A 26,280-nucleotide genomic window follows, 5' to 3' on the forward strand; every position below is an offset into this window, starting at 1 on the left:
TTTCACTAATATGTATAAATTTAATAATGGAGGAATCAAATTAATAAATATTTTCTCATCATCTTATCAAAGGAGGTTAAGAACTGAGGCAGGATCATGTTGCTTAATCTCAGTGATTGCCATCGGTAGTTACCTTTTTGATGGTCAGCATACCGTTTTCAATCACTATTCGATGGGGCTACCACATAAAAACCTGCCTTCTCTAGCCATACACCCCGAACATTTATCCAGTGCACATTTCTGCCATGGTTCTAATGATTACGTAACTGCCTGTCATATAATTTGCTGTGGCGAACCATTTTTGTGTTCATGTGGATAAGTTTTTATTTTACTACATTTATGAATCAAGATGCGACTTATTTGTCGCACATAAACAAACCTATTTTTAGCATACTATTACACACAAGTATCAAAAACCTTCCAAAACTGCCACAGATGGGCTATTTTTGTTAACCTAAACAGACAGTCATGTCGCAAAAAAATAATCTCGGTAATCGTATCCTGGAACTGCGTAAATCCAAAAGCTGGTCACAGTCTGAACTTGCTGATAAAGTGGGGATTTCATACGCGCAGATAGGGAGTTATGAGACTAAAGGCGCCCAGCCACCAGCGGAAGTAATTAAAAAATTGCTGAAGCGTTAGATACCTCTGTAGATTACCTCATCTTCGGCAGCTCCGCCGATAAAGCCAGTGAAGCGCTGCACGATGGAGAGATTATTAGGTATTTTAAAGAGATTGAAGCGCTGCCGCATGAAGATAAAGATGCGCTGCTTAGAGTGATTGCGGCGTTTATTAGGGATGTAAAAACTAAGCAGACTTATATCCAATAAGTAAAACGGCAGCACTACCGTACTGCCGTTTTGTTTTATTTTTCACAATTATTCAGGCTTTTTCACGTCAGGGGGCAATAAATAGAACAAACTATCTAATACATATTCCTTATAGGAAGAGTAAGCTGTATCTGTTCGAACTATTTCAGATTTATCACCTGGAAAAATAAATCTAATCGTACTTGGCCCCATCTTTAATCTAACCATTCCACATTTATGCATAAATCCAGATAAAAACTCTTTCTCCTCATTTGATAAAAATTCGGCAGGAAGATCAGGATTGGGTTTTACTGAATCACACTCCTGCCCAAATGATTTGGCCGTAACTGTAAATTTCAATGAGTAACAAGATGGATAACGATGTTGTAAGGTATCCCTTAATACAGCCACCTTTTTAAATTCTAACTTATTCTTCAAGAAAACCTCATTAGGATCCGACTCCACTCTACCGCAACAACTAATAAATATCCATAAAAAAGCCAACAAAGTAGCTTTAAACACACCTTCTGTAATCGTTTCTAAACGCCTATTAATCTGGCTCTGCATAGTTTTCTGATTTTAATGGAATCTTATCGACCTGTTTTAATTTAATTCCAGTTGGTATTGACCGAACCATTGTTTCATCTTTCATTTTATTAGCAGCACCCTTTCCACTTGCTGATAAGGCCAGCGCTGCACTGCATGACGCGGAGGTTATCAGGTATTTTAAGGAGATTGAAGCGCTGCCTCATGAGGATAAAGATGCGCTACTGCGCGTCATTGCTGCTTTTATCAGGGATGTTAAAACTAAGCAAACTTATAATCATTAATATAACAGAAAACCCCGCCAATGGCGGGGTTTTCTGTTTATTGCTTAATGCATAGATAAACAATTGCGCTATGCAAACACACTACTAAATATCAAAAACAAACCTCCTGTTTTTTTCATCTAATTCGGTAGGTATAGAGGGTACCTCAAGTTTATAGTTTTGAACTAACCACCCTCGCATCGCACAATAAAGTCCTTCCTCCTGAAAATAAATAGGATTGGTATCTAGCCCACGAATAAAAAAACAAACTGTTGAATCGTTTATTTTACCGTAGATTTCACTAGAAAGATCTTTTATAGCCTTAGTTATATATTTATCAACATCATTTTCTGATAAAAAAGGTATCGGATGATTTATCCTCAAATAAATCCTATCATCAACCAACAAGTCATTTTCTAAAAGAACAGGAGACCTAATCTCATCTACGTCAATAAAAATAGCCACTCCATAGCCTTTTTTTGAAACAACAAATTTATAAACCATAATCTACTACTTGCTTCCTTTAAATAAATGAAAAACTCCTTTTGAGAAAAAATGTTCTGAGCCAAAGTTTGAAGTTGGAGCCTTTATGTAATCAAACCCATGTGGCAATCCTTCTCCATAAATACGGCTATACTTGTCAAAAAACAGCGTAGCTTCTTCCGTTCCACCTATAACCGTATGCTGGCTTAATTTTCCAAGTTTAGCTCCATCAATCTTAAATTCTACAATTGACATATCCGTAATGCCTCTTTTCAAATACGTATCCAAGTAAGCTTGTGCTTCCGCTTTGCTACCCCAGGCATATAACCCTTCTCCCCATTGAGCCCGTGTCGGAGCCGTTGGCCAAGGGTTTCCACCGGACAATAAACGTGAAGCATCTTCTGAGTCCTGAACCGTATAAAAAGAAACAGTGGTGCTACGTCGCCGTAAATTTCCTAGCCCCCCTGCTGGCAGCGCCGCATTTTCAGGCCCCATTGCAGCGCTAAACTTTGCTGCCGTAATGCCTGCCATATCAGCAAGTGATCTGGATCCATTCTTTCCAGCGGAAAAATCTTCAAACGATTTATAAGTCGTTCTTACATCAAAATCCTTCCACTCTTGCGACTGATTCGGATCCAGTCCACCATGCCTATCTATGGGTTCTCTATATATATCATGTACAGTAAATAATTGGCGCTGATTAACTCGATTCTCATAGACAGGAACCGGGGCATCATTATATATTCCATGTCCACTACGATAACCAACAACTACCCGGTCTACAATATCATTTTTACCTAAATAGCGTATAGCTGGACGACCATCTTTCCCTTTTATATAAGTAAAATGATATTCCTCCGCACCATCTAGATCTATAGCTTGTATGGGCGTATTTCCTGCAAATTGGTATGGTGTATAATGAGGATATTGTTTCGATAAAGGATCTGTAGAAAGGAACTTCCCTATCCTCGGATCATAGATTCTAAATCCATAATCCTGCTGATTCCCTTCTCCCTTGATTTCGTTGTCGTTCTCCTTACCATTAAACCCATACCTGTACCCTCCCGCATCTAACCCCTTCCATACAGCCCCATCCCCAACGGCTGCCCTCTCAAAGAACTTTCAACAAGTTATACTTTTTTTTCAGATGAACTTTTTCATTTGAAAGAAAAAAATGCAGGCGAGTCGGGTGGATCGGCATCCTGGAAGATAAAGGATGTTACTAACGTCCAGGCATATATCTAATGTCGATTGTAAAACATATGCCCAGCCTATGTTCTGCCGCTGATGCATCCTTTGTCTTCCAGGATGCAAGCAAGATAGCACAACAGTTGATGGATATTCTAAAGCTCATGTTCGCGCAGCATATTCTTCTCCCGTCTAATCAGGGTACTGACCTTCAGTGCTATAACCGAAGCCTAATCGAAGCACCGCCGCCCCCTCCGCCATTCCTGGCCCGGCTGCTGGGGCGGGAGCCGAACGCAGCCCGAAGCGAGCCCCGAAGCGAAGCGTAGGGGCAAGCGCAGGGCAAGTGAGGCGAAGCCACAGCTAGCCGCGCCTTCGACCTATATCTGGCCGGGAGCGCCAGCGGACGGCAAAATCAAAAATGCAAGGCCGGGCCAGGACGGCGGGGGGCGGACAAAAATGGACAGCGAAGGGATGGCGGTCATACGTACAGGCTTTCCATGCGGCACCCAGCCAGACCGAGAGCTGGACGAACGGAGGGTGAGGGAACGCAAAAAGTGTGACAGAACGGAACGAGCCCTGAAGCGAAGCGGAAGGGCGAGTGGAGTGATGGCGCACTTTTTGTCGGACCGAGCCCGCAGTGAGACCGCTTTTCCTTCAACAAAAAGGTCTTTACAATGACCAGGTGACCACTTTTAAGTTACGAGGCGGGTCCTTTATTTCATCGGATGATATTGATCTATGGCCGCTCTTAACACTTCTACCTCGCTTTGCTTATACCGCTCCGTACTGGATGGGTACTTATGCCCTGCGAACTGCTGTACCACACTAATATCATGGCCTTGCGTTAGTAGATTCGCTATCACACTTTGACGTATAGTCTGCGTAGTTACCACACGTCCAGGATAGTAGTTTCTAAAACTACGGATCACATATTTGCTGATATCCTCCGCTGGCATTGGCTGCGACCCTTTACCAATAAGGAGTGTAGCGCTTTCTTTTCCCTGCAGCAGTTGCGGTCGGTCCTCTTTTAAGTAAGTATGTAGTACCATAATCTGCGGCGCTTTTAAGGTTAAGGTGCGGCTATTAGTGTTCGGAGTTGATTTTATGTAGATGTTACCGTTATCCAGGTCAACGTCTGTAACGTGTATCTGGGCGATTTCCTGCACCCTTAACCCCTGATAGACCAGCAGACCCATTAACACTTTATTACGGTTGTAAAGCGCTTTATAACGCTCCGTTTTACCCAGCAACCCTTCCAGCTCCTGAGCAGTAAATAACTCCTGTAACTGTACATCACGGCTACGCTGGTCATGTAACCGGATGGATTTAGCAGGATGATCCTGCCTTTCCCCGCTGTAGCACAGGTAATCATAGTATACTTTTATCGCTGATACAATACGGTTCAGCGTTTGCGGGTTGGCGTAGCGTTGTCGCAGCTGGCGGATGTAAGCTGTAACATCGGTAAACGTGGCTTTGTCAGCCGCTGGGTAGTTTCCCGTAAAAGCAGCTATTTCACGCAGGTAACTTTCCGTAGTCGCAGCCGTGTAGCGACTTTCAAGATAATGCCGTATAGTCATAACTGTTGTAGTTGATGCACACCAGGTATCGCATATATTTGTGTGGATTCCAGGTGGCGGTGACCTAAGTAATCCCGTACATAACCAAGGCTCATACCTCCATGTAGCAGATGTGTTGCAATGCTGTGTCTGAGGTGGTGCAGGGTAATATCCTTGCTTAAGTCCGCTTTAGATAGCAGCTTCTTTAAGATGAGCAGATAACTATCTCCCCGCATAGAGTGGCCTATACGGTTGAGCATAAACGCTGATCCGGATTTACGCGTGCGGCTACGCTCATGCTTCAAGTATTGCCCCAACACTACTACCACCTTATTAGGCAGCGGGATTACCCGCCTGCGGGCATTCTTGCCACGCTTTACATACAACACCTGGTGGCTCAGGTGAACATCCGTTACCTGCAACCGTACCGCCTCGCTGCGCCGCAGCCCACAGCTGTAAAACAGGTGCAATACTACCCGCTCCTTTACCGTAGTAGCCACATCGAAGAGCCTTTCTATTTCTTCTCTGGAGAGAGGCTTACGGCCGTTATACACTGCCGTCTTAAACTTCAGGCCACTGATAGGGTTCACAGGCTGTACGCCCATTGCCTGCAACCAGTCGAAGAACACACGTAACGCATACATGTAATGGGCGATCATCATTTCGCTTAAAGTGCCCTCCTTTCGCTTCAGGGGCCGCACCTGTAGCCATTCGTAAAAAAGACGTATATCCGTTGGGGTAACGAGCGATACGTCATCACACTGCCTGTAATGTAAAAACTCGTTTACACACCTGGGCAGCATAGACTGCGTGCCTATGCTGTAACCCACAACAGACAGGTAGTCTTTGAACATACCTATGATCTGTTTCATAAATTTTTGGTATTATTTTAACTGATTTTTGGAGAGAGGGGCAACACTATGATATAAAACCTATAACTATGATACTTTTTAAAAGGCCCCTTGAGCACTTTTTTGGAACGCGGAACGCCAGACCACTTTTCCGCTACTACAAAGGATTCTAGTGTTCCACTAGCGTTCCTTTTGTGTTCCACACTTTGATAAGGAGATTATTATTGCTGTACTGGCAAGGATTCTAGCGTTCCATTTTTAACAGATGCCTTTATACACTGGATTTGAGAGAACAGATGTTCACTAACTTTTTCACGCAGAGCCATGTAATTATCACTATAATTCAACTTATATGTAAATCCTTTATTGGCATGGCCACCAACTGGATAAAGGTATTCCAACCGGGTCAGGTCATTTACATAACGGAACACCTGTGTTTTACTGTATTTCAGCGCTTGCCGGACTTCCCGCAGGCTAAAAGGAACCTGTAAATATTTATCTCCCTCCTTTTCCTGAAGATACTTTTTTAACTGCTCGTAGAACTGCCGCAGGCTGCCATCCAGCTCGTCCACTTTCAGCACGATGCTTTCGAACATAATATCTACCGCCACTTCAAGATCGGATATTTCTGTAATTAACCGTCCTTTACTATCCCGCTTGCGCTGGTATTGATGCAGCAGCGTTACCATCTTTACAAAGTTTAAAAACAGGTCATTTAAGCGCCTGATCTTATGTGCATCGGGCGGCAGTTGTAGCTTACATGCGTAAGGGTTCACCACTTCAAGCGGTTGAAGGCAGCGCACCAGGTGTTGGATAAACTGTTTTGTTTCCTGCTCCTGCTTACTGTCGATATTACCGGTGGCTTTCGTATTCTGGTAGTTAATAATACGGCTGGTCTGGTCGCTGCTTTCATCCACGGCCAGTAAAAATACACGGCTCATATTATCCTCGTAAATTTCACCGCGCGTAGTACAGGCAAGGGATGCAATAGGCCCCTTCACTGTTTTCTGACCGCTGGTGATAGTTCCATTCTCTAACTTGATGCTGGTGGCGCTGTTCAGCTCTCCATTACTTTGCAGTTCCCTAAACGCGAACTCTGCTTCTTCACTCAGGCCGTCTATATCTTCCAGGCATAGCAACCGGTTTACAAAGTAATGCTCCGGATAGTTATACAGCACCTTATCACTCACGCGGGTAAGTTTGGTAACGTTTTCGGGCGGGATGCAGTCTGATATTTGCTTTAGCAGTCTGGTTTTCCCACTGCCGCTACTGCCTTGGATCAGGGCATGGAGGGTTTCAGGCATTTTATAACTGATGGCGATCAGCAGTAAAAAGATACGGTTGGTTTCTTCCCCAACAATACCAGCACTACCCAACAGCTCATTTAATTGACCGATCAGGTCCGCCTGTTTTAAAAACTGTTCTGCACCGCTGCGTTCCGCTGCTGTCATAGGATACACCTTGGCGCTGGCAGGCTCATTTTGCTGCTGGTCCTTTTCCCGGTGACTGTCCAGCAGATCCGTGAGCGTGGATAAATCCGCATCCAGCAAGGATTTATCAACACATAAACGCTCACTAATATCACGGCTCAGTTTTTCCACCTGCTTATCTTCGTACAGGTCTACTTTGTTGCGGCTTTTCTGGCCGTTATCCTTGCGTTCCACTACCAGCGTAACTTTCATGCTGTCCAGCAGCTTACTTAATCCGCCCTGGATGCAGTACTGAAGCTGGTCAGTTTCGTAGATAAGTTTATGGGGATGGCTGGTATTTAATACAGGCGTAGCTTTTACAGTGGTTACCGGTTCCGGTGTTTTTTCTTCAACTGAAGAAAAAATTGATTTTCTGTTGGTAAGTAGATGAACAAAAATTTGAGGCTCATGGGATAGGCTAATGCTGTTAATATCCTCACCGGTGGGCAGTTCCAAACGAGTAAGTATAATAGCGGGAAGCTGCTCTTTTAATAACGCTGCGTATTTCTCCACGGCCTTATTGCCTGCCTCGTCCCCGTCAAAAGCAAAAACGATCTCCTTCAGGTGCGGCAAAGTTTTGATAGCGCTCATATGTTCGGCTAACAGGCCATTAGTCCCATAACAGGCAAGCACGCTGTATTCCTTGGTAATGGCTGGCTGTTGCAACAGGGTAGCTGCATCGATGATCGCTTCAGTCAGTATTAACCTTTCCGTACTGGCAGCAGGATACCCCGGATACAACCCTTTACGATCCTTTAAGTAAAAGTGTTTTTGATCCTGGTCATTGTAGGTACTGCGGAAGTATAAACCAGACACCTGGTGTTGCTTATTACGCAACGCAAAAACGATACAACCTTTACCGAACACACGATAAGAAGTTTCACCGGTGCGACCCAACTTATCATGTACAGATAATAAGCCCACCTGTAAACAGTCGTTAATCAGGGTTTCATCTTTACGGGCACCGTGATGGAACTGGCCACTATTATAGCCGATTTCAAGGGCTTCATAGTTTAACCCACGCTCCCGGATATACGCTTTTGCAGGCTCACTATTACTAACCGCATTTTTAAAGTAAGTAAACATATTACCCAGGATAGCGGTACGCTGACCCGGTAAAGTCACAGCAGGCAGGGGATTGCCACCGATCAGCTGTTTACATTTTAGGATTGCTTCATACTTGCTGCAGTTTTCTTTGTGCATCACAAAGTCAATCACATCAAGCGGTTTACCGTGCGTTTTGCAGTTGGCGCTGAAGCAGTAGACCGTGTGGGTTTTGTAATACACCTGCAGGCTCGGTGTCTTATCATCGTGGAACGGGCAGTTGAGCCGTAGCGATTTATCGGGCTTTAAGCCGTAGTGGTGCAGGAGAGTAGCAAGGGTTAGCTGCTGTTTAATCTCAGTGATTTCCATGGATAACCAGCTTTTTAATGGTCATCACTCCATTTTCAACGGTGATCTCTATCGGATCACCTACTTTAAAACCATAACGCTCCATCCATAACCCACCGATCCGAAGCCACGGAACACCGCGGTAGCCTGAGCGTCCATCTGGATATAATTTCCTAACTTCCTGACTGCGGCTGTGTAGCTTGCAGTACCTGGTTACTTTTGTGGTTCCCATAACAATTTATTTTTTGACAATCTGACAACCACAAAGTAAAGATTAAATTTCCTTTTTGACAACTTTAAATGTTCAAAAAGTACAGATTTATTTAAAAAATAGCCTTTTTGACTACCTTTCCATTGTAACTTAACCCAGTTTCAGATGAACATCGGCAAAAACATTAAAATCGTCAGGGAACAAAAAAAACTACTCCAAAAAGAAGTAGCCGCAGTAGCAGGCATGCTTCCGTCCAACTATAGCAAAATTGAAAAAGGAGAAAGAGAGCCTTCTATCGAGGCTTTAGAGAAGATTTCACGCCTGTTCGGCATGACCATCGATGAACTGATTCACCTGGAAGGTAAAGTTCCCAGCGATATAAGAGTGGAAGATAAAACCATCGCCGAGAAGCTGCGTTTAATTGAACAGCTTGAAGAGGAAGACAGGCAAGCACTGTACCGGATTATCGATACAATGCTTACCAAGTCTAAGTTTAAAGATTTCTTTCAGAAAAATATGTTGGATTAAACTCCATTTATCCTTGATACAATTTCTTATACAGATTCAAATAAAACCCCGGATATTTTTAGTTTCTCCATCTTACCCTTCAGGTTATCACTAACTATTATTGCGTTATTATAACCTTTAACCCTTACTATATCATAACCTGCCAACATAGCAGGATTAACTACCATTTCAAAGAAGCTACTAAACTCACCTTCCAAGTCTGGCCGAATTGGATCATCTTTTTCCCATACAGTAAAATCTGATTTTTCACGATCAATACAATCCACCTCCTTCAGTATTTTAATTACATAAAATTCCGCCGTAGGGATTTGTTTTATTGAGATAGGTAAAAGTTCTACCTCCTCCTTATCAAATAACTCTTTAACTTTTGAGCTCCCAATAAGCACATCAAAGCCCGCAAATGTTATATCTAAAGGAGCTCCATCATATGACACATCTACAGTCAACCTTGCATCTGGCACTGTTATCGGTCCAATAGAGTTATATTCCCAAATATCGATTTCACCGTCAGAAGAATAGATTTCATCCAGATACCATCTATCTGGTATAGATAAATCATCGGTCAAATTATAATACATGTAAATAGATTTAATTACCTGTTAATAGTTTATTGAGCTTACTTCCTGCTTTCTGGGCATCAGTCGCTAGCTTTTTCATTGCACCCTCAAGCGCTGTTTTATATTCTTTTCCTTTTTTCCCTCTGGTCGCCGCCAGCAGCGCATTGTAAACATATCTGTGATACGCCTCTGGATGTGGACCTCGATGCCCGGGCACAAATACCTTATTCAGTGCATCATCCAGTCCATAACCAGCCTTCTTAAAAATCGGCTCAAACTTCTTTGACCACTGTAATCCCTGTATAAAATTTTTGTTTGTCGCAATATGGTGAAGTGGCCCCTTCAATACTTTATACCATGACCTAGAATCTTGAGCAGCATTCATTACAACTGTGCCAACCTTGCCAGCCTTGCCTCCCAAGCTAAAAGGTGAATCAAACGAGGTCTCAGACCTATCACTTTCATTAGGGATAGGTTGACCAGATTCATCAAAATCTAAATCCCATAATTGGAACAAGTTATCATTAGAAGAACTAGTGGAAAGTGTAAAGGGACTAGTATTTCCAGTCTGCCTAAATACATGCTTAAATACTGTTACCTCTCCTGTTTTAGGATTTTCTACCGGATCATAAATTATAACAGAGGTGTTATCAACATTCCTTATTGGAGGAGCATCATTACCCATCACATAACTCGCCCGAGAACCTACGATCAAATAAACCTGGCTCGCATCTATATTACGCGCTGCCGCAAACTGTTTAGCCCTTGTAATGTGGTTATCATTAGCAATAAAATTCCAGATTATTTCAGCATTTCCAGGAGCCTTCACCGCTTCTAATCCATCTAAATCGATTGCCCAAATAGGTGTATTACTTGCAAATTGATACGGCGTTAACTCTGGATATTTCGCAGTAATTGGATCAACACTCAAGAACTTCCCTATCCTCGGATCATAGATTCTAAATCCATAATCCTGCTGATTCCCTTCTCCCTTGATTTCGTTGTCGTTCTCCTTACCATTAAACCCATAACGATACCTATCAGAAGAAAATCCTTTTTCCACCAACCCCATCCCAAACGGCGTAAATCCTGTGCAAACACAATCCTCGGTACATAATATTCAACAATAGTAGCAGTCACCGAAACGACCAGTTTATCATCAGCTACGGTACCCAGTACATTTCCCAGGTGGTTGGACAATTCAAAGAACTTATATCCGCGCTTAAATGTAGTAAAATATCCTGAACATAAGCCAGGTAATGGTGTGGTGGCAGCAACTTCAGGGTTCTGCCCCTGCGTTACCAGGTTGTTGATTCCCAGGCGGCTGCTACAATAATGGTGGGTTTTCGCGTGGCTCATTAAGCCATTGTTGATGGAGGCATATCCTTTAACATATAGGCTCATTATGTTGCCCGATGCATCGCGGATGTAACGTGCTTTCTATACAACCTGCGATTTTGCTGATGCGATTGCCGGCTACATCGTAGGTGTATTTTATCGGCGACTTACCTGCTCGCTGGATTTCGCTGTTCCTGCCATATACGTTCCATTTAATATTGTCTACCTTACCCTGAACGTCTGATACCAGGCTGTCGATGGGATCGTAGGTATAGTTGTTGGCTGTCTGGTCGTCTATATCGGTATCCGCCTAAGCTGTGGCGGGAACGGCATCATTGATGTGACTGAGCTTATTGGTCCCTGGAAGGTAGTTATAGGTTAACTTATCCCTATCCAGGGCGGACTGGTGACCGTTACGGTTATACGTTTGGATATTACCGCTGCCATCGTAAGTAATAGACTCATTAAAGTCGCCGGTATTTATCGGCATCCAGCGGTTGGCGGCGGCACCAAGGCTTTTGGCCACATCCATATTCCGGATGCGGTTCAGCACATCATAACTATAGTTGAATACCAGCGACTCACCCACTTTGAGCAGGTTTACGGACATGGCCGCGATATTGGCGTTATACAACGGCCTTACCGCTGTAAATGCCGCCACCGGAGCACGGGAGCCGATACCTGACTCACTGCCAAATTGCGCCGGTATGCTTGTTCTGCTTAACCAGGACCACATCGGAAGATGCATCCGCTTTGATGGAAGCTGCAAGTACCTCCGTATCTCCGGACTCAAGCAGAGTCGGTCTGGTTTTGTGCTTCAGAATCATAGTGTTTCACCCAAATAAGCTGACCAGCCGTATCCAGCACACCCGTTATCCAATCTGTAGCATTATTATTCATCTTTCGCAAACCAGCCAAGGTGAAATTCCCTTCGGAAGTCTCAACAACATCACTTCCTTTTACACCATGTTCGGGGCCGGTGGCCCCGTTTTCTTTTGTATGGAATATGCATTAGCACGTGTGGCTATACGGCTTTTAAGGGATGGAGAATATTATAGATGAATTCACTGTAGGCTTCTTTGAAGGGAAGCACCTTATCTACAAACAGCTTTCTTCGGGTAGTGGTCACGGTCTGGCCGGTTGTGGGGTTATGTCCTTCTACCTGCGTATCTTTCCAGTATATGCCGGTACCTCTTTTTTGCCAGGCGGGTAAGTCGTTGTAATTGATGCCATGGGAGAATAGCAGTTCATTTTTATCCGCGGAGCTAAGTCCTTTTACCTGGCCTGTAGCAGCAGCGGGCGATGCTCCTTGTTTTCGCAGCAGCCAGTAACAATGGGCGTTGAGCGCGTTGCGATGGGCATCTTCATTCCGCCAACGGAAGTAATCTACCACAAGGGCCTCCCTGGGAAACCCGGTGATGCGGCAGTCAAAACTGGCAACCCCACCTACCAGCAATGAAAACTTAGCGCTGGCTTCGCCCGCGAGCAGGGAAATGAGCTTGCGCTCCTTCCTGCTGAAAGCATCTTCATCCAGGTGAAAGAGCAGCGAAATTTCATCGCTCTGCGTATAACCATAAGTGATATTAAAGCCACAGTTCATCAGGTGCATCACCGTGGCAATCATATAATCATGAAAACGTTCGTCGAAAGGTTTCTCGAAATCATAGCGCTCCTTGGTGAGCTTTGTAAATCCACGCCCGTCAATCCGCGCTACCATATACATTTCGGGCATAATGATACGGTCGTTCACCGCTTCAAACATCCGCATCCGCTGATCCAGCTCTTCAAACTTCATCCATCCAGGGTTTTATGATAAATTGGTTGTTTTCCTGTGTAATATAATACATCTCGTCATACCCCTCCGCACGCACGGGAACGGCCAGCCGGTGGTAAGCGCTTCGCACTCCTTTTTCAGGAACCAGCTCCCTCCCCACTCTGCCGCTGTTCCTTTCCAGCGCCGCTTCCAGGGAAGATGAAAAGTAATAACATTTCACCCGGTACCGGGATGCCTTCGCCAGGGCAATGTATTTGGCTCTTTCGGCCAAAGTAGGATTGGTATTGTCTACCACAAAAGGCATATAACTTTTAAGGCATGCGTCCAAAAACAGGTCTTCCCGGTGTCGCGTACGCAGCAGGTCCATCGAGATCCTTACATGCGAGTTAAAAAAGTGCTGCCTGTAAAAGGTAGACTTCCCGGTGGCCTGAATGCCACAGAAAATGATTGCTTCCATTTCATTTTTTTACCATAAGGCATAAGGCCAACCCTTCCCCACCAAACACCTCTGCGCTCTCTGCCCCCCTGCGCTCTCTGCGAGAAAAAACTCCGCTCTGCGGGAAAATAACCCCTCACTCCCCTGCCACCTCCGCCGCCAGCTGCTTATAATAAATAATCGTTCCGGACAACCCGCCATGCGGCTTCAGCGCAAAGTCCGGTATCACGCCCACTTTCTGAAAGCCCAGCGCCTCGTACAACCCCGCCGCGCCCTCATCCTCCGCCGTGTCCAGCGTAATCAGCGTCCTGCCTTTTTGCAGCGCTATCTTCTCCGCGGCATGCATCAGCGCGCGGCCTACGCCCTGCCCCCGGTACGCCACCCGCACCATCATCTTCGCTACTTCAGCGCGGTGCGGCTGGTTAGGCGGACAATTCAGTATAAGCGTCACCGTGCCGATCAGCTTCGCGCCGTCGAAAGCGCCCAGCACCACCCGCTCGCCGGCAATGGCCGCATTGATGGACGAACGCCAGAACGCCTGCGCCACATTTTCCTCCAAAGGATGCATAAAGCTTACCGAGCCGCCATTGGCCACGGTTTCAATTAACAGGTCCGCCAGCGACTGGATAATTTCCGGCGTGTACACCAACGGCGCAATATGGTATCGTGGATTCATTTGAACATTGATTTTTTATTTCTATTTTTAGTTTCAGGGAGATGGTAATGCCGCGACTAAAATAATAATTACCGGGATGAATGTTATAAAATTATGAAATCAGCCCGCGGCAAACCAGCTGCGTTGACGGAAGAATATCCACGACATTATATTTGTGACCAAAATCTATATGGATGAGCGCCCATACCGATACGGAACTATTCCATGCGATAGCAGCGGGCAATGAAAAAGCATTTGAGCAGCTCTTTTCCAGCTACCGTAATAAAGTTTATACCATTGCCTTAAAGATTACCGGCTCCACAGAGCTGGCGGAAGAAGTATTGCTGGACGTATTCCTGAAAGTATGGATCAAACGGGAACAGCTCCCCCATATCGAACACTTCAGCGCCTGGCTGTTCACCATCACGCGTAACCGGGTGTTCAAAACGCTGAAGCAACAGGCCCTGCACGCTGCGGGCGAAGCCATTACCGGTGACGACGACCTGCTGCTCTCCCATACCCACCACCCCGGCGTGGTGCTGGTAGAAAAAGAATACCGGCAGGTGCTGCACGAAGCCGTAGCGCAATTATCTCCCCAGCAAAAGAAGGTCTACCACCTCATCAAAGAAAACGGACTTAAACGCGAAGAGGCCGCAGCAGCGCTCAACCTCTCGCCCGAAACGGTAAAACGCCACCTGGCAGAAGCCATGCACGCCATCCGCACCTATTGCAGCTACCACCTGGGCACGTATGCCGCCATCCTGATTATTAAGGAATTGTTATGAGTCAGTTTTTTTCCTGCCGGCACTGACCCATTTTTTAAATACAGGGATTTCTTTCTATAGACAGGGTCATTCCCCTTTATCAGTATGGATCATTTTGAATCGCTTTTTCGCCGCTCGCTTACCCATCAGCAAACTGATGCTGAAAAGCAGGAACTGATGGCGCTCATTGCAGCCGGGCAACACGACGAACAGCTCCTGGAGCTGATCGCCACCGTTATGGCCGAAACCGGCGAAGAAACAGCCGTACCGGACGATAAAGCCGCCGCCATACTAGCTACCATATTGCAAACGAAAGCCAAACAACGGCATCGCATTCGCCGCATGCTGCGCCTGACCGCCGCTGCCGCCGCTGTACTGCTGATCGCCGGCGCTGCATGGTGGCTGCTCCCCCGCCAACGGCCTACCGCAAAACAGGGACATGCCTTAACGCAAGCGCCCATCACCGCGCCGCATAACAGCGCCCTACTCATCACCGGCGATGGCCGCCGCATTCCGCTCGACAGCCTGCAACAAGGTATGGTAGATACCGCGGGCGCGCAGTTCCGGCTGGCAGCCGGCAGCATCGCCTATAACGGCCAGGGCGACGCGGCTACTTTCAACACGCTGGCCACACCGCGGGGCCGGACCTTCCACCTGCGGCTCCCCGATGGCTCCGAAGTATGGCTCAACGCCGCCAGCACGCTCACCTACCCTACCCGCTTTACCGGCAACAACAGGGAGGTACAGCTGGATGGGGAAGCCTACTTTGAAATCGCCGCCGCCACGCAACCATTCTTCGTTAAAACGCCCGGCGCCGTTGTGAAAGTGCTGGGAACCGGCTTTAACGTAAATGCATATACGGATAATCACCACACCATTACCACCCTGCTGCACGGCGCTGTCAACATAGCCGCCGGCACGCGGCAGGCGCTGCTCCGCCCCGGCCAGCAGGCACAGGTAACGGATCAGGATATACGCATCAGCCCTGCGGACACCAGCAGCGCCATTGCGTGGAAATCAGGCAGGTTCAGCTTCTCCGGAGCCGGCATCGGCACGGTCATGAACGAACTGCAACGATGGTATGATATAGATGTTAAATATGAAAACGGTATTCCTGACATCAGGTTTGAAGGCAAATTAGAACGGAACCTTCCGCTGGAACACGTACTGCACATACTGGAGATCTCAAATGTGCATTACCGCCTCGAAGGAAGGACCGTCATTATCACACAGTAAAATTACCTTAAACAAGCGCCGGCCATCCTGCATCTACCAATGCAGCTGCTACCGCCATGCCTGTAACAATCCAAAAATCTACACAACATAATGCTTGCAACAACCACCTATTCACCACGATCGCTGTTCAGCGCCGCCGGCAGCCTGCTGCTGGCGCTCGCCCTCTGCCTGCATGTACAGGCAGGCGCTATGGGCCAACAGGTCAGCATCTCCGGCAAGAAGCTCTCCTTCCGGGAAATCTTCCGGCAGCTGGAAAAGCAAACCGACTACGTCGTCTTCTACAACACCGCCCTGCTGGAAAACACCACGCCGGTGGATGTAGACGCCCGTAACATGGAGGTGAGGGACTTCCTCCGCACCGTGATGGCCAGCCAGCCCATTGACTTCGAGATCAATGCCAAAACCATCACCATCAAACAAAAGCCTGCACCCGCGCTGCCCATCCTCCCTTTGCCGGCACGCAAAGACCCGCCCGTAAAAGGAAAGGTCACCGACGAAGACGGTAACCCGCTCCCCGGCGCCACCGTAGCCGTTGCGGGCGCCAGCCGCGGCGTACAAACGAATGAAAAAGGAGAATTCACCATCGAAGCCGGCGCTAAAGCTACGCTGATGGTGACCTACATCGGCTTCGACCGGAAGCTGATCCCCCTGGCGGACGTGACGCAGCCGCTGCACATCCGCCTCAGCGCTACTAATCAGAAGATGAACGAAGTGGTAGTGATCGGGTACGGAGCGGTCGCTAAAAAGGACCTCACCGGCGCCGTGTCTACCGTACGTACGGCGGACCTGGAAGGCATACCCGCACCCCGGGTAGACCAGATGCTGCAAGGCCGCATCGCCGGCGCTGAAATCGTGTCCGCCGACGGGGAGCCCGGCTCCGGCACCTCCATCCGCATCCGCGGTACACGCAGCATCAGCGCCAGCAACGAGCCGCTGTTTATCGTGGACGGCCTCATGGACGGTATCACCAGCCTCAATGAACTCAACCCGTCCGACATCGCCAGCATCAACGTACTGAAAGATGCTTCCTCCACCGCCATCTACGGTTCCCGCGGGAGCAACGGGGTCATCATCATCACCACCAAATCCGGCGCTAACAGGATGGGCAAAACGAATTTCAACTTCCGGGCGGACCTCGGCCGCTCCGAGCTGCCCCGCTTCCTGGACCTGATGAATGCCACGGAATTCGCGCAACTGCAAAACGACCGCTATTATTTCGCCAGCACAGCCAATCAAACGAAGCCGCTGGAAGAATATCCCTACCCTGATCCGTTGAGCCTCGGGGAAGGCACCAACTGGACGGACGTGATCACCCGCAAAGCGCCTTATCAAAACTATACCCTCTCCGCCAACGGGGGCGATAAAGGCACCCAATACTACTTTTCGCTTAACTACAATAACAACCAGGGCATCATCCTCAACAGCGGCATGCAACGCTACCAGGCGCGCCTCAACCTGGACCGTACCATCAGCAAGTATGTAAAGGCAGGCATCCGCTTCAACTATTCGCAGCTGGCCCGTAAGCTCAATAACGTGGACGTGGGCACGAGTACGCTCTGGTACAGGTCCACCATCTTCCTGGCGCCTACTATTGCGCCGTACAAACCGGACGGCAGCTATAACGACTGGAACACGCAGTGGTACACCGGTACCCTGTTCGACTCCCCGCTGGCCAATGCGGAACTGAAGAAAAATAATTCGCTGGAAAAGAGCCTCAGCTCCATGGCCTACCTGGAAATCACGCCGGTAAAGAATGTGCTGATCCGCTCCACCGTATCCTACACCGATTACAGTAAGGACGACGACCAGTTCTTCCCTTCCACGCTGCCATCCAGGGCAAACGCCAACACCGGCGCTTACGCCTACAAACGCGCCTACGGGGAAAACAACCTGCTCAACGAAAACACCATTACCTATAAAAAATCATGGAACCGGGTACATAACTTCGATGCGATGTATGGCTTCACCATGCAGCAAAAAAAGTTTGTGAACCTCTCCGCCAGCGGTAACGGTTATTTCATTGACGACATTGAAACGAACGACCTCGCGGCGCTGCCTTCCAAGGAAACAATCAACATCGGTTCCCTGCTGGAAAACCTCGGCCGCATGTCGCACCTGGCGCGTATTAACTACAACTACCGCAGCAAATACTACCTGACGGTGACAGGCCGCGCGGACGGCGCTTCCAACTTTGCCAGCAACAACAAATGGGCTTACTTCCCCTCCGCGGCATTTAAGTGGAATGTGCTGAATGAAAACTTTATGAAACGCTTCCGGGATATCGACGAACTGGGTATCCGCCTTAGCGCAGGCGTTTCAGGAAATGACGCTATCGCGCGCTACCAGTCCATGGCCAGGATGGCTTCTACCTCAGGCGGGTACCTGTTTGATGGTGGCCAGCCAGTGGCATATTACCCTCAGCGTATTGAGAACGAAGGTCTGACCTGGGAACGGACCTCTTCTCTGAACGCGGGATTAGATCTTTCCCTCTATAAAAGAAGAGTAGACATCACATTGGATGTTTATAGCAGTAAAACTTCAGACCTGCTGCTGACGGTGCAATTGCCTACCCACACCGGCTTTAATACCCGCCTGGCGAATATTGGCAAGACTTCCAACAAGGGTATTGAACTGAGCATCAACACGGAAAATATCCGTAGCAAAAACTTTTCCTGGAGCAGCACGCTGACGTTTGCCCACAACAAGCAAATGGTGGAAGACATCGGCGGACTCGATCGTGTATCCGTGTACGATAACCCTTACGGCTCCCAATATATGATGTACGGCTATGTGAAGGGCGAGCCGCTGAACGCGCTCTGGGGCATGCAATATGCCGGCGTGTGGAAGAGCCAGGCAGAAATTGACCAGGACAAAAAAGATAAAAAATACGCTTCCGCCTCTACGGCGTTTTACCAACCGGGCCGCCAGCGCTATATTGATCAAAACCACGACGGCCTGCTGGATAATAATGACCTCGTGTACCTCGGCAACGCCGATCCGGACCTCTACGGCGGCATCCAGAACACCTTCCGCATCCGGAAGCTGCAGGTATCCTTTTATTTCAACTACAGCATCGGCGGAAAGATTTATAATCCGACGGAACTGTTTATGGGCACGGGTACTTACCTGAGTAACCAGTACCGCTACATGGTGAACGCCTGGCATCCTGTGCGTAACCCAACGTCCGACTATCCCCGGGCGGATTCCAAGGACGACATACCGAACGACCGTTTTGTACACGACGCCTCCTTTTTGCGGTTCAAGAATTTTACCATCGCCTACCCGTTTGACCTGAGCAGGGTGACGAACAAAAAGCTGCAATCCCTTTCCCTGTCAGTAGGCGGTAACAATATGGCGCTGTGGAAACATTACAACGGCTACGATCCGGAAGTATCCACGCAGAGCAGCGGCTCCACCATCCGGCGTATGGACAATGGCGCCTATCCGTCCAGCCGCACGTTCACCTTTGGCGCCGAACTGAAATTTTAAACAGCATCGACATGAAACGAAATATTTTTCTCCTGTTACTGGCAGCCGCTTCCCTGCTGAGCGGTTGTAAAAAACTACTGGAAGAAGAGCCTTCCAGCTTTGTGAGCCCGGATACTTTTTTTGAGTCGGAAAACCAGTGCGTGGCAGCGTTGAACGGTTGCTATATCCCGCTGACAAGCGTGTTTATTCCGGACCTGATGATCAGCCTGGAAGGCGCTACAGACCTCGCGTTCCTGAACTCTTCGTTTATTGATGCCCGTTACGAAATATCGCCCGCCAACCCCGGCATGGGAGACAACATCTGGACGGCCTGCTACCAGGGCGTGATGTATTGCAATGCGGCGGTGTATGGCATTGAAAACGCGACCATCCCTGCGGAGAAGAAGCCGCCTTTAAAAGCGGAGGCGGTAGCATTGCGGGCCTTGTACTATTATGTGCTGACCAGCACCTTCAACGATGTGCCGTTTTACACGCAGCCGGTCAACAGCTTAAATGCCCTGAACGAAATCAAGAAAATCGGCCGCATGGATGCGAAGGCCACCCGCGATTCCCTGATCCGGGAGTTGCAGACCTATGCGCCTTACCTGCCGCAGAAGCGGACTTCCGACGTGCCGCAAAATCGTATATCCGCTCCGTTTGCCTGGATGCTGATCGGCAAAATGGCCCTCTGGAACAAGGAGTACGAAGTATGCAGCGCCGCCATGGAGGAGATCCGCAAGATTTACGGACAGCTGGCGCAGTACCCGCTGACGGATACCTGGTTCCGGAATAAGAACAAGCCGGAATCCATCTTCGAGGTGCAGTACACCTGGTCCGTTACCGGGTTGAAAAAGACTACCTCTACGGCCGCTTACTTTACGCCCACCAAAACTTCCGGCACCAGCATTTACGACGGGGTGGACATTCCGGAACTGGGCAGCAAAGCCAATCCGTTTACCAGCATCACGCCAACGGAATACTTCATGAGCCTCTACACGGTTACGGACCCACGCCGCGAGATCATTCTCGCTTACAGCTACAACGGCAGCTATTTCAAAAGGCCCATGCAAAATAACGGCACCGGCAAAGCCTGGATGGGCCCTAAGTTCTGGTGCCCGGGTATGGACAACATTGCCGACGGTAACAACCAGAAAGTATTCCGCTATGCGGACGCCCTGCTGATGCTCGCTGAATCCGCCAACGAAACCGGCAACACCGCGCTGGCCATGCAATGCCTCAACGAGGTGAAAAGCAGGGCGGAAGCAGATGCCGTACTCACGGCCTATCCCGGCAAAGCTGAATTTTTCCAGGAAGTGAAAAAAGAGCGGGCCCGCGAGCTGATGGGCGAATACGGCCGCAAGTGGGACCTGGTACGCTGGGGGACGTTCTTTGCAGATGTAAGCGCAACGTCGGCGAGCGAGTTCCCGGTGATGCAGGCGAACCTCAGGCCGTATCATGAGTATTACCCGATACCGGATAAGGAAGTGGTGCGCTCAGGGGGAATTTTGACGAATCCGGCGTATAAATAATACAAATATCGCCATGCTTACCCATCCAACTTATAAACAATCACACATGAAAAAACTTATCAGCGCTATCATACTCCTGACCATCCTCTGCCTGAAACAAACGGCCTACGCCCAGCAGCCCCTCAAGGTCCTGAGCTACAACATCCTCGAAGGCATGGTCACTGATACGACCAAAGGCAAACAGGTATTCGTCAACTGGATCAAAAAATTTGATCCGGACATCCTTGCCTTGCAGGAATGCAACGGGTTTACCCAGAAGTCGCTCGAAGAACTGGCCGCCTCATGGGGCCACCCGTATGCCGTGATCGTAAAAGAGAACGGCTACCCTACCGGCCTTACTTCCAGGTACCCTATTGCGGGCATCCGCAAGATCAATGAAAACATGACCCATGGCTTCATTATGGCGAAGGTGAAAGACTACAACATCGTGGTACTGCACCTGAACCCGCACCGGTATAAAAAACGCCGGCAGGAAATTGCCGCCGTGATGGACAACATTGCCCTGGAGCCGAATAAGAACAACTGGATCATCATGGGCGATTTCAACTCCAACACGCCGCAGGAAAAGTACCGGCTGGATACCGTGCGCATATTGGAGCGCAACCTGGCGGCGATGAAGAAAAATCCCCTGATCGAAAACATGGTGGACGGGAAATTTATCGATTACAATACCCAGCAGCAGGTGCTGGACGCCGGCTTCGTGGATGCGGCCTTTGAGTACAGCCGCCGCGGTGGCAGCGATTCCATCCGCAGTAATAGTCGCATCGATTACATCTACCTCAGTAAAAACCTGGCGAAGAAAGTACTCCGTTGCCACTTCATCTACGATGACTTCACGGCCAAATATTCCGACCACAGGCCCATCTACCTGGAAATTAAAAAATAAATTATGAGCCGCTATCTATATCTCCTCCTGGGATGCTTATTATTTCTTTGCTGCCGCAAGCTGGAAAACGTGCAGTTCAGCACGCCGTTGGCGGTGGATAGTCGCATCGTGCGGATTGCCGCCACGGCGGACACCACCAAAGTGATCGTGTACTCCGATGGCGACTGGCAGGTGGCGCCTGCCGCAGAAACGCCCTGGATACTGCTGCGCCAAAGCGCCGGCCATGGCAAAGGCTATTTCATTGCCGAAGCAACGGACAACAGTACCGCGCTGCCCCGCGCCGTAAAACTGGTGATTAACAGTAACGGCCATACGGACACCGTGCAGATCCAGCAACGCGGGCTCGTTCCCACACTCGCCATTGCCGATACTACCGCCCAGGCAATTGCCAATGGCGGCTTATACCGTACGGGCATCAGCACCAATGTGCCGCTGGCCCTGCAAACCGCCGTGTACCGCTATGATTCCTCCGGCGCCGGCTGGATTTCACAGCTGGATATCAGGGACGGCTACCTGTATTTCCATGCGGATACCAATCACCTGGCGGTGGACCGAGTGGCAGTACTCACCCTCAGCTACCTGGATGCATTGGGTACCACCACCAAAGATTCCATCAAGATCAAACAAAAAGCCGGCATCAGTTTCGACGGGGCCGTGGCAAGGGATTTCAGCTATGTAAAAAGTTTGGCGCCAGGGGTTATCAACGAAAACAGCTACATCGAAGGTATCGTTGTTTCCGACAAAGGCCACCCGAACATAGCGCAGAACCTCAACTCCGCCGCTAACAAGCACGTGGTAGACAAAACGGAAAATAGTATAGCCGTGTACGTGCAAAGCACAGACGGCAGCAGCGGTTTATATCTCAAAATGAAAACCGCCGGCGAAAATATTTTCAACTTTAACGATAGGGTGAAAATCCACCTGAAAGGTGCCACCCTGCAAAAGCTGGCCAACCCGGCCCGCAGCATTATTTCAGGCGTGGAAATTTCCCAGGTGATGCAGAAGGATGCCGGCACTACCGCTTTGCAGCCAAAAGAAAAATACATCTCGGAACTGACGGATAACGACCTGTACACCTACGTGAAACTGAAAGACGTGGAGTTCTCCATTCCCTTCGGCGCCTATACGAATATCAATGAAGGCTATACGGCGAGGATGGACTGCTACCCGCTCAGCATCCGGGATATACAGGGCAACAGCATGTACCTGCTCACCAACCTGGATGTGGCGTACCGCCGGGATGGCAAGCCTATCCCGCAGGGTGCAGGCGCCATTGCCGGCATCCTCGTGAGCGAAAACCATGACCGCTACGGCGGCAATATCGGTAAGTACAGTCTGCGCCATTTACGGCAGCAGGATATAGCGCTGAATGCGGACCGCAGCAACGGCTTCTCCGCCGTACTGGTGGAATGGACACGCTTCAAAACCGAATACCAGGCAACGCCTACCGAAGCGCAAAACCCGCTGACGCCGGACATCGGCAGCGGCAAGCTCTATCACAGCTCCCGTAAGAGTATGGACTTCACCGCTAACGGCATCTATACTACGGTGGATTACAATAACGTATTACAGGAGCCGACTACGAACAAAGGCCAGGTTACCAATAGCGGCTGGGGCGCAAAAGGCTGGTGGAATACCACCACCAACACCGGGGAATACTGGATGGTGGAAACGTCTTCCAAAGGCGTTACACAACCGCTTTCCCTGCAGCTGGATGGCAATGTGGACCCCGGTGGGCCGCGTAATTTCGTGGTGGAATATTCTGCGACCAACAGTAACTGGATCACCGTGGGTACGTTTACCTTCCAGGATGTGGCCAACTGGACGAATACTTTGCTCACGCAGGTGGCAGGGTTTAAACAGGTGAATATGCAGTTGCCTGCGGGCGCGTCCAACCTGGATAAATTATATATACGGATACGTATGGCGGATAAGACGGTGGGTTCCGGCACAGCGGCTACCGGCGGGGCTTATAGTGCAACGGCGGCGTGCAGGTTAGGGCATTTGTCGTTGAAGTATAATAAATAAGGGGGATGAGGGAAGGCCGGTGTGATACCGGCCTTTTTTCTTCTCTGCGTTAATAAGATTTTATTAATTCAAAATAATTCCTCCCCTTCCCTAATATCCCCCTCTTTCATTATTTCAAAATAATTCCTTACCATTGACCCACAAAAAAGAAGATGTGTCATGGACTTTCAAGCTTACGAGCAGGAATTTCAAAAAATTCTACACAACCCGGAACCTGCACCACCATATAACAACCCGGATTACCTGAATTATACAAAACTGAACTGGTCCCGGCAGTCGCGCTGGTTAAAAACCGGAAAATTATCGGAAGATATTATCGCCGCAGCAAAAAGCATTACGCAACCGCAGCACTGGATCATCATCACCGAGCCCTGGTGCGGCGATGCCGCGCACCTGGTACCCTTTTTCCAGATGATTGCCGCGTTAAACCCGCTGATCACCACCGAATACCAACTACGCGATTCTCCGCCCTTCCTCATCCATCAATACCTCACCAACGGTACTTCCAAATCCATTCCCAAGCTGATCATGCGCGATGCCGCGGGAAAAGATATAGCCGTATGGGGGCCTCGCCCGGCAGGATGCCAAACGTTGTACGACCGGCTCAAACACGAGCAGGCGGATTTTGAACAAATGAAAATTTCATTACAGCAATGGTATAATGAAGATAAAGGTGTGAGTGTACAGTTAGAATTATTACCTTTGCTACATAACTACTAACCCATCATTTTTAAAACAGCGTCACGAAGCTTTGTGACGCTGTTTTTTTTTGAGGTGCATTCATTCGGATATGATTACTTTAGTCTTTCCTGTAACTGGGCGTAGTAAAGGCTTTTAGGCGATACGTGTTTTCCCTGCGATACGATGATACCGGCCGGCAACACCGGAAATTTTCCAAACGGACGCGCTTCCTGCCGCTGCTCCCCGATGCAGCCAATCATCCAGTTCATACTGCCGGGCGGCTGCTGATTCAAAAAACTTTTTGCGCTACTGTTCCACACTACGGACCATCCGATGGACCATCCATGCCCTGACCCCATGGAGCCCCGGTTCATATATTCAATCCCTCCTCCCGGTACCTGACAGTTATCTACCAGCATGCCCGTAGCCCAGCGCTGATGTGGCTGTATCCAGCCGCCGCCTTCAAAGGTGCAATCGAGGATCACGATAGGCCCCGTTACTTTAGCGCCGGTAGCAATGTAGAACACGTTGCCGCCTTTGATGTAGCAGCGCTGCACCAGCAGCTGCGGACCGCTGGCATTGATATCCGCCGGCTTCGCTGCGCCGGTGGTAACGGTATCATGGTAAATGCTGATGCGGTCCAGCGTTACGCGGCGGCCGGTTACGCTGATGCTGTTGATCGTATTGAATACCTGGATATCCGCCGCCCAGGCATCCGTAATACCGCTGATATGAAAAGCCTGGTGATGCCGGTCGTTGATCGTACCTGTTTGCGTGGGAGATACTATGCTGAAGCCGGATATACCGCAGTCCGTAATTTCCCCGCTGGTGCTGATGCGTTCCACCACGGTGCTGGCAAATTGCGCGTCATAGCTATCCGTCAACGGCACATCCAGTAGTAAGGTACTGCCGTTGATAGCGGTGATGATCCGGTCAATCGTCAGCTCCCCGTTGATCCAGGTTTGCGGCTTGCCGTCCCGCACCAGGTCGTGCATGCCCATGAACTGCACCCATTCTGCCGTCACCGGTTTGGTGATGCGGATCGTATCCCCTTTTTTGAACAACCCCGGTTGATCCACCGGGATTTTACGGGTACCTGCCGGCACGTAAGCGGCCGTTACTTTAGCCGCCGCGCTGGTTTTGGTATAACTGGGTTTTCCTCTAACGGCAACGGCTACATGCGCCGGGCCCGCGAGTTGCAGGATCGTTCCCCGGGGCGTGCTGCCGCTACCTTTCAGCACCACGCCGCTGCTGTGCAGTAAAATAGTTTTATCGCAGTAATACTTGCCGGGCGCCAGCAGCACTGCGCCGCGGAAACCGTTTACCAACGGCAGGGCGGATACAGAATCGATCGCCGCCTGGATGGCATCCGCATCGTTGGCATTGCCGGGTTGCACCTGCCTGCGCACAGGCACGTCCGGGATATCCACCCCGCCGCCTTTATAGCCGGCGTAGGAAAAATCCATGATACGGTCCCCCCGGGAAGTAGTGTCATAAACGAGCGTACCCCTGGCGTCAACGGATACCCATTGTTGGGCGCGGGCGTGCAGGAAAGGCAGGATTATCAGCAGGGCCATAGATGCCAGCCTTGCAGCAATGCGTTTTTTCATAATGGAATTTAAATCTGTGCAG

Annotated in this window: 23 protein-coding genes and 1 pseudogene; 9 read left to right on the forward strand and 15 right to left on the reverse strand. The window is 49.0% G+C overall.

Annotation, left to right across the window (positions count from 1 at the left end; genetic code table 11):
* Nucleotides 1-468: 468 nt before the first annotated feature.
* On the forward strand, nt 469-642 hold the full coding sequence (locus BOC67_RS15475) for a helix-turn-helix transcriptional regulator (RefSeq protein ID WP_291911499.1): 174 nt from the start codon (nt 469-471) through the stop codon (nt 640-642).
* Nucleotides 643-878: 236 nt separating this feature from the next.
* Here BOC67_RS15475 and BOC67_RS15480 read toward each other — a convergent pair whose 3' ends face one another.
* The 8 genes and pseudogenes from BOC67_RS15480 to BOC67_RS15510 form a co-directional block, all read right to left on the reverse strand.
* Nucleotides 879-1,376, reverse strand: a complete 498-nt coding sequence (locus tag BOC67_RS15480; RefSeq protein WP_291911500.1) for a hypothetical protein — start codon at nt 1,374-1,376, stop codon at nt 879-881.
* Between the two features lie 347 nt (nt 1,377-1,723).
* Nucleotides 1,724-2,122, reverse strand: a complete 399-nt coding sequence (locus BOC67_RS15485; protein WP_291911501.1) for a hypothetical protein — start codon at nt 2,120-2,122, stop codon at nt 1,724-1,726.
* 6 nt (nt 2,123-2,128) lie between these two features.
* Nucleotides 2,129-2,632: a hypothetical protein gene (locus BOC67_RS15490; RefSeq protein ID WP_291911503.1), complete on the reverse strand. Its 504-nt coding sequence runs from the start codon at nt 2,630-2,632 to the stop codon at nt 2,129-2,131.
* Between the two features lie 342 nt (nt 2,633-2,974).
* Nucleotides 2,975-3,151 (reverse strand): annotated as a pseudogene (locus BOC67_RS25395) (RHS repeat-associated core domain-containing protein); the annotation flags it as partial.
* Between the two features lie 851 nt (nt 3,152-4,002).
* The gene (locus BOC67_RS15495; RefSeq protein ID WP_291911504.1) at nt 4,003-4,866 is read right to left on the reverse strand and encodes a tyrosine-type recombinase/integrase; all 864 of its coding nucleotides are present in this window, start codon (nt 4,864-4,866) and stop codon (nt 4,003-4,005) included.
* Nucleotides 4,863-5,717 carry a tyrosine-type recombinase/integrase gene (locus tag BOC67_RS15500; protein ID WP_291911505.1) on the reverse strand — a complete coding sequence of 285 codons (855 nt, stop codon included), beginning with the start codon at nt 5,715-5,717 and terminating at the stop codon, nt 4,863-4,865. The genes BOC67_RS15495 and BOC67_RS15500 overlap by 4 nt, the downstream gene beginning before the upstream one ends.
* A 200-nt stretch (nt 5,718-5,917) precedes the next feature.
* Complete coding sequence (locus BOC67_RS15505; protein WP_291911506.1) at nt 5,918-8,578, reverse strand: toprim domain-containing protein; 2,661 nt, start codon at nt 8,576-8,578, stop codon at nt 5,918-5,920.
* Nucleotides 8,565-8,789, reverse strand: coding sequence for a SymE family type I addiction module toxin (locus tag BOC67_RS15510; protein ID WP_291911508.1), 225 nt, complete (start codon nt 8,787-8,789; stop codon nt 8,565-8,567). The genes BOC67_RS15505 and BOC67_RS15510 overlap by 14 nt, the downstream gene beginning before the upstream one ends.
* A 144-nt stretch (nt 8,790-8,933) precedes the next feature.
* On the opposite strand from BOC67_RS15510, the gene BOC67_RS15515 reads away from it, so the two are divergent.
* The gene (locus tag BOC67_RS15515; protein WP_291911510.1) at nt 8,934-9,296 is read left to right on the forward strand and encodes a helix-turn-helix transcriptional regulator; all 363 of its coding nucleotides are present in this window, start codon (nt 8,934-8,936) and stop codon (nt 9,294-9,296) included.
* A gap of 26 nt (nt 9,297-9,322) precedes the next feature.
* On the opposite strand, the gene BOC67_RS15520 is transcribed toward BOC67_RS15515, so the two are convergent.
* The 6 genes from BOC67_RS15520 to BOC67_RS15545 form a co-directional block, all read right to left on the reverse strand.
* A complete protein-coding gene (locus BOC67_RS15520) occupies nt 9,323-9,874 on the reverse strand; it encodes a DUF1629 domain-containing protein (protein ID WP_291911511.1) in 552 nt (183 codons plus the stop codon).
* Between the two features lie 10 nt (nt 9,875-9,884).
* Nucleotides 9,885-10,925 (reverse strand): AHH domain-containing protein, encoded by a 1,041-nt coding sequence (locus BOC67_RS15525; protein WP_291911512.1) that lies wholly within the window; start codon nt 10,923-10,925, stop codon nt 9,885-9,887.
* 576 nt (nt 10,926-11,501) lie between these two features.
* Nucleotides 11,502-11,927, reverse strand: coding sequence for a hypothetical protein (locus BOC67_RS15530; protein ID WP_291911513.1), 426 nt, complete (start codon nt 11,925-11,927; stop codon nt 11,502-11,504).
* 288 nt (nt 11,928-12,215) lie between these two features.
* Nucleotides 12,216-12,986 (reverse strand): tRNA(His) guanylyltransferase Thg1 family protein, encoded by a 771-nt coding sequence (locus BOC67_RS15535; protein WP_291911515.1) that lies wholly within the window; start codon nt 12,984-12,986, stop codon nt 12,216-12,218.
* Entirely contained in the window at nt 12,976-13,422 is a 447-nt protein-coding gene (locus BOC67_RS15540; protein WP_291911516.1) for an ATP-binding protein, read from the reverse strand. The genes BOC67_RS15535 and BOC67_RS15540 overlap by 11 nt, the downstream gene beginning before the upstream one ends.
* 115 nt (nt 13,423-13,537) lie before the next feature.
* Nucleotides 13,538-14,077, reverse strand: coding sequence for an N-acetyltransferase (locus BOC67_RS15545; protein ID WP_291911517.1), 540 nt, complete (start codon nt 14,075-14,077; stop codon nt 13,538-13,540).
* A 173-nt stretch (nt 14,078-14,250) separates the two neighbouring features.
* Between BOC67_RS15545 and BOC67_RS15550 the strand changes: the two genes are divergently transcribed.
* From BOC67_RS15550 to BOC67_RS15580, 7 genes are all read left to right on the forward strand, one after another.
* Complete coding sequence (locus BOC67_RS15550) at nt 14,251-14,841, forward strand: sigma-70 family RNA polymerase sigma factor (RefSeq protein WP_291911518.1); 591 nt, start codon at nt 14,251-14,253, stop codon at nt 14,839-14,841.
* Between the two features lie 84 nt (nt 14,842-14,925).
* Entirely contained in the window at nt 14,926-16,056 is a 1,131-nt protein-coding gene (locus BOC67_RS15555; RefSeq protein ID WP_291911519.1) for a FecR family protein, read from the forward strand.
* 90 nt (nt 16,057-16,146) lie between these two features.
* Entirely contained in the window at nt 16,147-19,545 is a 3,399-nt protein-coding gene (locus BOC67_RS15560; protein WP_291911520.1) for a TonB-dependent receptor, read from the forward strand.
* 11 nt (nt 19,546-19,556) lie between these two features.
* The gene (locus BOC67_RS15565; protein ID WP_291911521.1) at nt 19,557-21,053 is read left to right on the forward strand and encodes a RagB/SusD family nutrient uptake outer membrane protein; all 1,497 of its coding nucleotides are present in this window, start codon (nt 19,557-19,559) and stop codon (nt 21,051-21,053) included.
* A gap of 46 nt (nt 21,054-21,099) precedes the next feature.
* Nucleotides 21,100-21,939: an endonuclease/exonuclease/phosphatase family protein gene (locus BOC67_RS15570; protein ID WP_291911522.1), complete on the forward strand. Its 840-nt coding sequence runs from the start codon at nt 21,100-21,102 to the stop codon at nt 21,937-21,939.
* Between the two features lie 3 nt (nt 21,940-21,942).
* Nucleotides 21,943-23,967, forward strand: a complete 2,025-nt coding sequence (locus BOC67_RS15575; RefSeq protein ID WP_291911523.1) for a DUF5689 domain-containing protein — start codon at nt 21,943-21,945, stop codon at nt 23,965-23,967.
* Between the two features lie 159 nt (nt 23,968-24,126).
* A complete protein-coding gene (locus BOC67_RS15580) occupies nt 24,127-24,687 on the forward strand; it encodes a thioredoxin family protein (RefSeq protein WP_291911524.1) in 561 nt (186 codons plus the stop codon).
* Nucleotides 24,688-24,761: 74 nt separating this feature from the next.
* Here the strand turns inward: BOC67_RS15580 and BOC67_RS15585 are convergent, their stop codons facing one another.
* The gene (locus BOC67_RS15585; protein WP_291911525.1) at nt 24,762-26,258 is read right to left on the reverse strand and encodes a hypothetical protein; all 1,497 of its coding nucleotides are present in this window, start codon (nt 26,256-26,258) and stop codon (nt 24,762-24,764) included.
* Between the last annotated feature and the right edge of the window lie 22 nt (nt 26,259-26,280).

Origin of the sequence: Chitinophaga sp. CB10 (genome assembly GCA_001870995.2) — a bacterium.
Classification (GTDB): Bacteria; Bacteroidota; Bacteroidia; order Chitinophagales; family Chitinophagaceae; genus Chitinophaga.

What these genes read in the sequence shown, in the direction of transcription:
- BOC67_RS15490 (WP_291911503.1), bottom strand. Translation starts at nt 2,632, where the DNA reads ATGGCAGGCATTACGGCAGCAAAGTTTAGCGCTGCAATGGGGCCTGAA.
- BOC67_RS15565 (WP_291911521.1), top strand. Translation starts at nt 19,557, where the DNA reads ATGAAACGAAATATTTTTCTCCTGTTACTGGCAGCCGCTTCCCTGCTG.
- BOC67_RS15580 (WP_291911524.1), top strand. Translation starts at nt 24,127, where the DNA reads ATGGACTTTCAAGCTTACGAGCAGGAATTTCAAAAAATTCTACACAAC.
- BOC67_RS15560 (WP_291911520.1), top strand. Translation starts at nt 16,147, where the DNA reads ATGCTTGCAACAACCACCTATTCACCACGATCGCTGTTCAGCGCCGCC.
- BOC67_RS15535 (WP_291911515.1), bottom strand. Translation starts at nt 12,986, where the DNA reads ATGAAGTTTGAAGAGCTGGATCAGCGGATGCGGATGTTTGAAGCGGTG.
- BOC67_RS15475 (WP_291911499.1), top strand. Translation starts at nt 469, where the DNA reads ATGTCGCAAAAAAATAATCTCGGTAATCGTATCCTGGAACTGCGTAAA.
- BOC67_RS15485 (WP_291911501.1), bottom strand. Translation starts at nt 2,122, where the DNA reads ATGGTTTATAAATTTGTTGTTTCAAAAAAAGGCTATGGAGTGGCTATT.
- BOC67_RS15550 (WP_291911518.1), top strand. Translation starts at nt 14,251, where the DNA reads ATGAGCGCCCATACCGATACGGAACTATTCCATGCGATAGCAGCGGGC.
- BOC67_RS15555 (WP_291911519.1), top strand. Translation starts at nt 14,926, where the DNA reads ATGGATCATTTTGAATCGCTTTTTCGCCGCTCGCTTACCCATCAGCAA.
- BOC67_RS15510 (WP_291911508.1), bottom strand. Translation starts at nt 8,789, where the DNA reads ATGGGAACCACAAAAGTAACCAGGTACTGCAAGCTACACAGCCGCAGT.
- BOC67_RS15520 (WP_291911511.1), bottom strand. Translation starts at nt 9,874, where the DNA reads ATGTATTATAATTTGACCGATGATTTATCTATACCAGATAGATGGTAT.
- BOC67_RS15585 (WP_291911525.1), bottom strand. Translation starts at nt 26,258, where the DNA reads ATGAAAAAACGCATTGCTGCAAGGCTGGCATCTATGGCCCTGCTGATA.
- BOC67_RS15505 (WP_291911506.1), bottom strand. Translation starts at nt 8,578, where the DNA reads ATGGAAATCACTGAGATTAAACAGCAGCTAACCCTTGCTACTCTCCTG.
- BOC67_RS15570 (WP_291911522.1), top strand. Translation starts at nt 21,100, where the DNA reads ATGAAAAAACTTATCAGCGCTATCATACTCCTGACCATCCTCTGCCTG.
- BOC67_RS15530 (WP_291911513.1), bottom strand. Translation starts at nt 11,927, where the DNA reads ATGTGGTCCTGGTTAAGCAGAACAAGCATACCGGCGCAATTTGGCAGT.
- BOC67_RS15575 (WP_291911523.1), top strand. Translation starts at nt 21,943, where the DNA reads ATGAGCCGCTATCTATATCTCCTCCTGGGATGCTTATTATTTCTTTGC.
- BOC67_RS15500 (WP_291911505.1), bottom strand. Translation starts at nt 5,717, where the DNA reads ATGAAACAGATCATAGGTATGTTCAAAGACTACCTGTCTGTTGTGGGT.
- BOC67_RS15495 (WP_291911504.1), bottom strand. Translation starts at nt 4,866, where the DNA reads ATGACTATACGGCATTATCTTGAAAGTCGCTACACGGCTGCGACTACG.
- BOC67_RS15525 (WP_291911512.1), bottom strand. Translation starts at nt 10,925, where the DNA reads ATGGGGTTGGTGGAAAAAGGATTTTCTTCTGATAGGTATCGTTATGGG.
- BOC67_RS15480 (WP_291911500.1), bottom strand. Translation starts at nt 1,376, where the DNA reads ATGCAGAGCCAGATTAATAGGCGTTTAGAAACGATTACAGAAGGTGTG.
- BOC67_RS15540 (WP_291911516.1), bottom strand. Translation starts at nt 13,422, where the DNA reads ATGGAAGCAATCATTTTCTGTGGCATTCAGGCCACCGGGAAGTCTACC.
- BOC67_RS15515 (WP_291911510.1), top strand. Translation starts at nt 8,934, where the DNA reads ATGAACATCGGCAAAAACATTAAAATCGTCAGGGAACAAAAAAAACTA.
- BOC67_RS15545 (WP_291911517.1), bottom strand. Translation starts at nt 14,077, where the DNA reads ATGAATCCACGATACCATATTGCGCCGTTGGTGTACACGCCGGAAATT.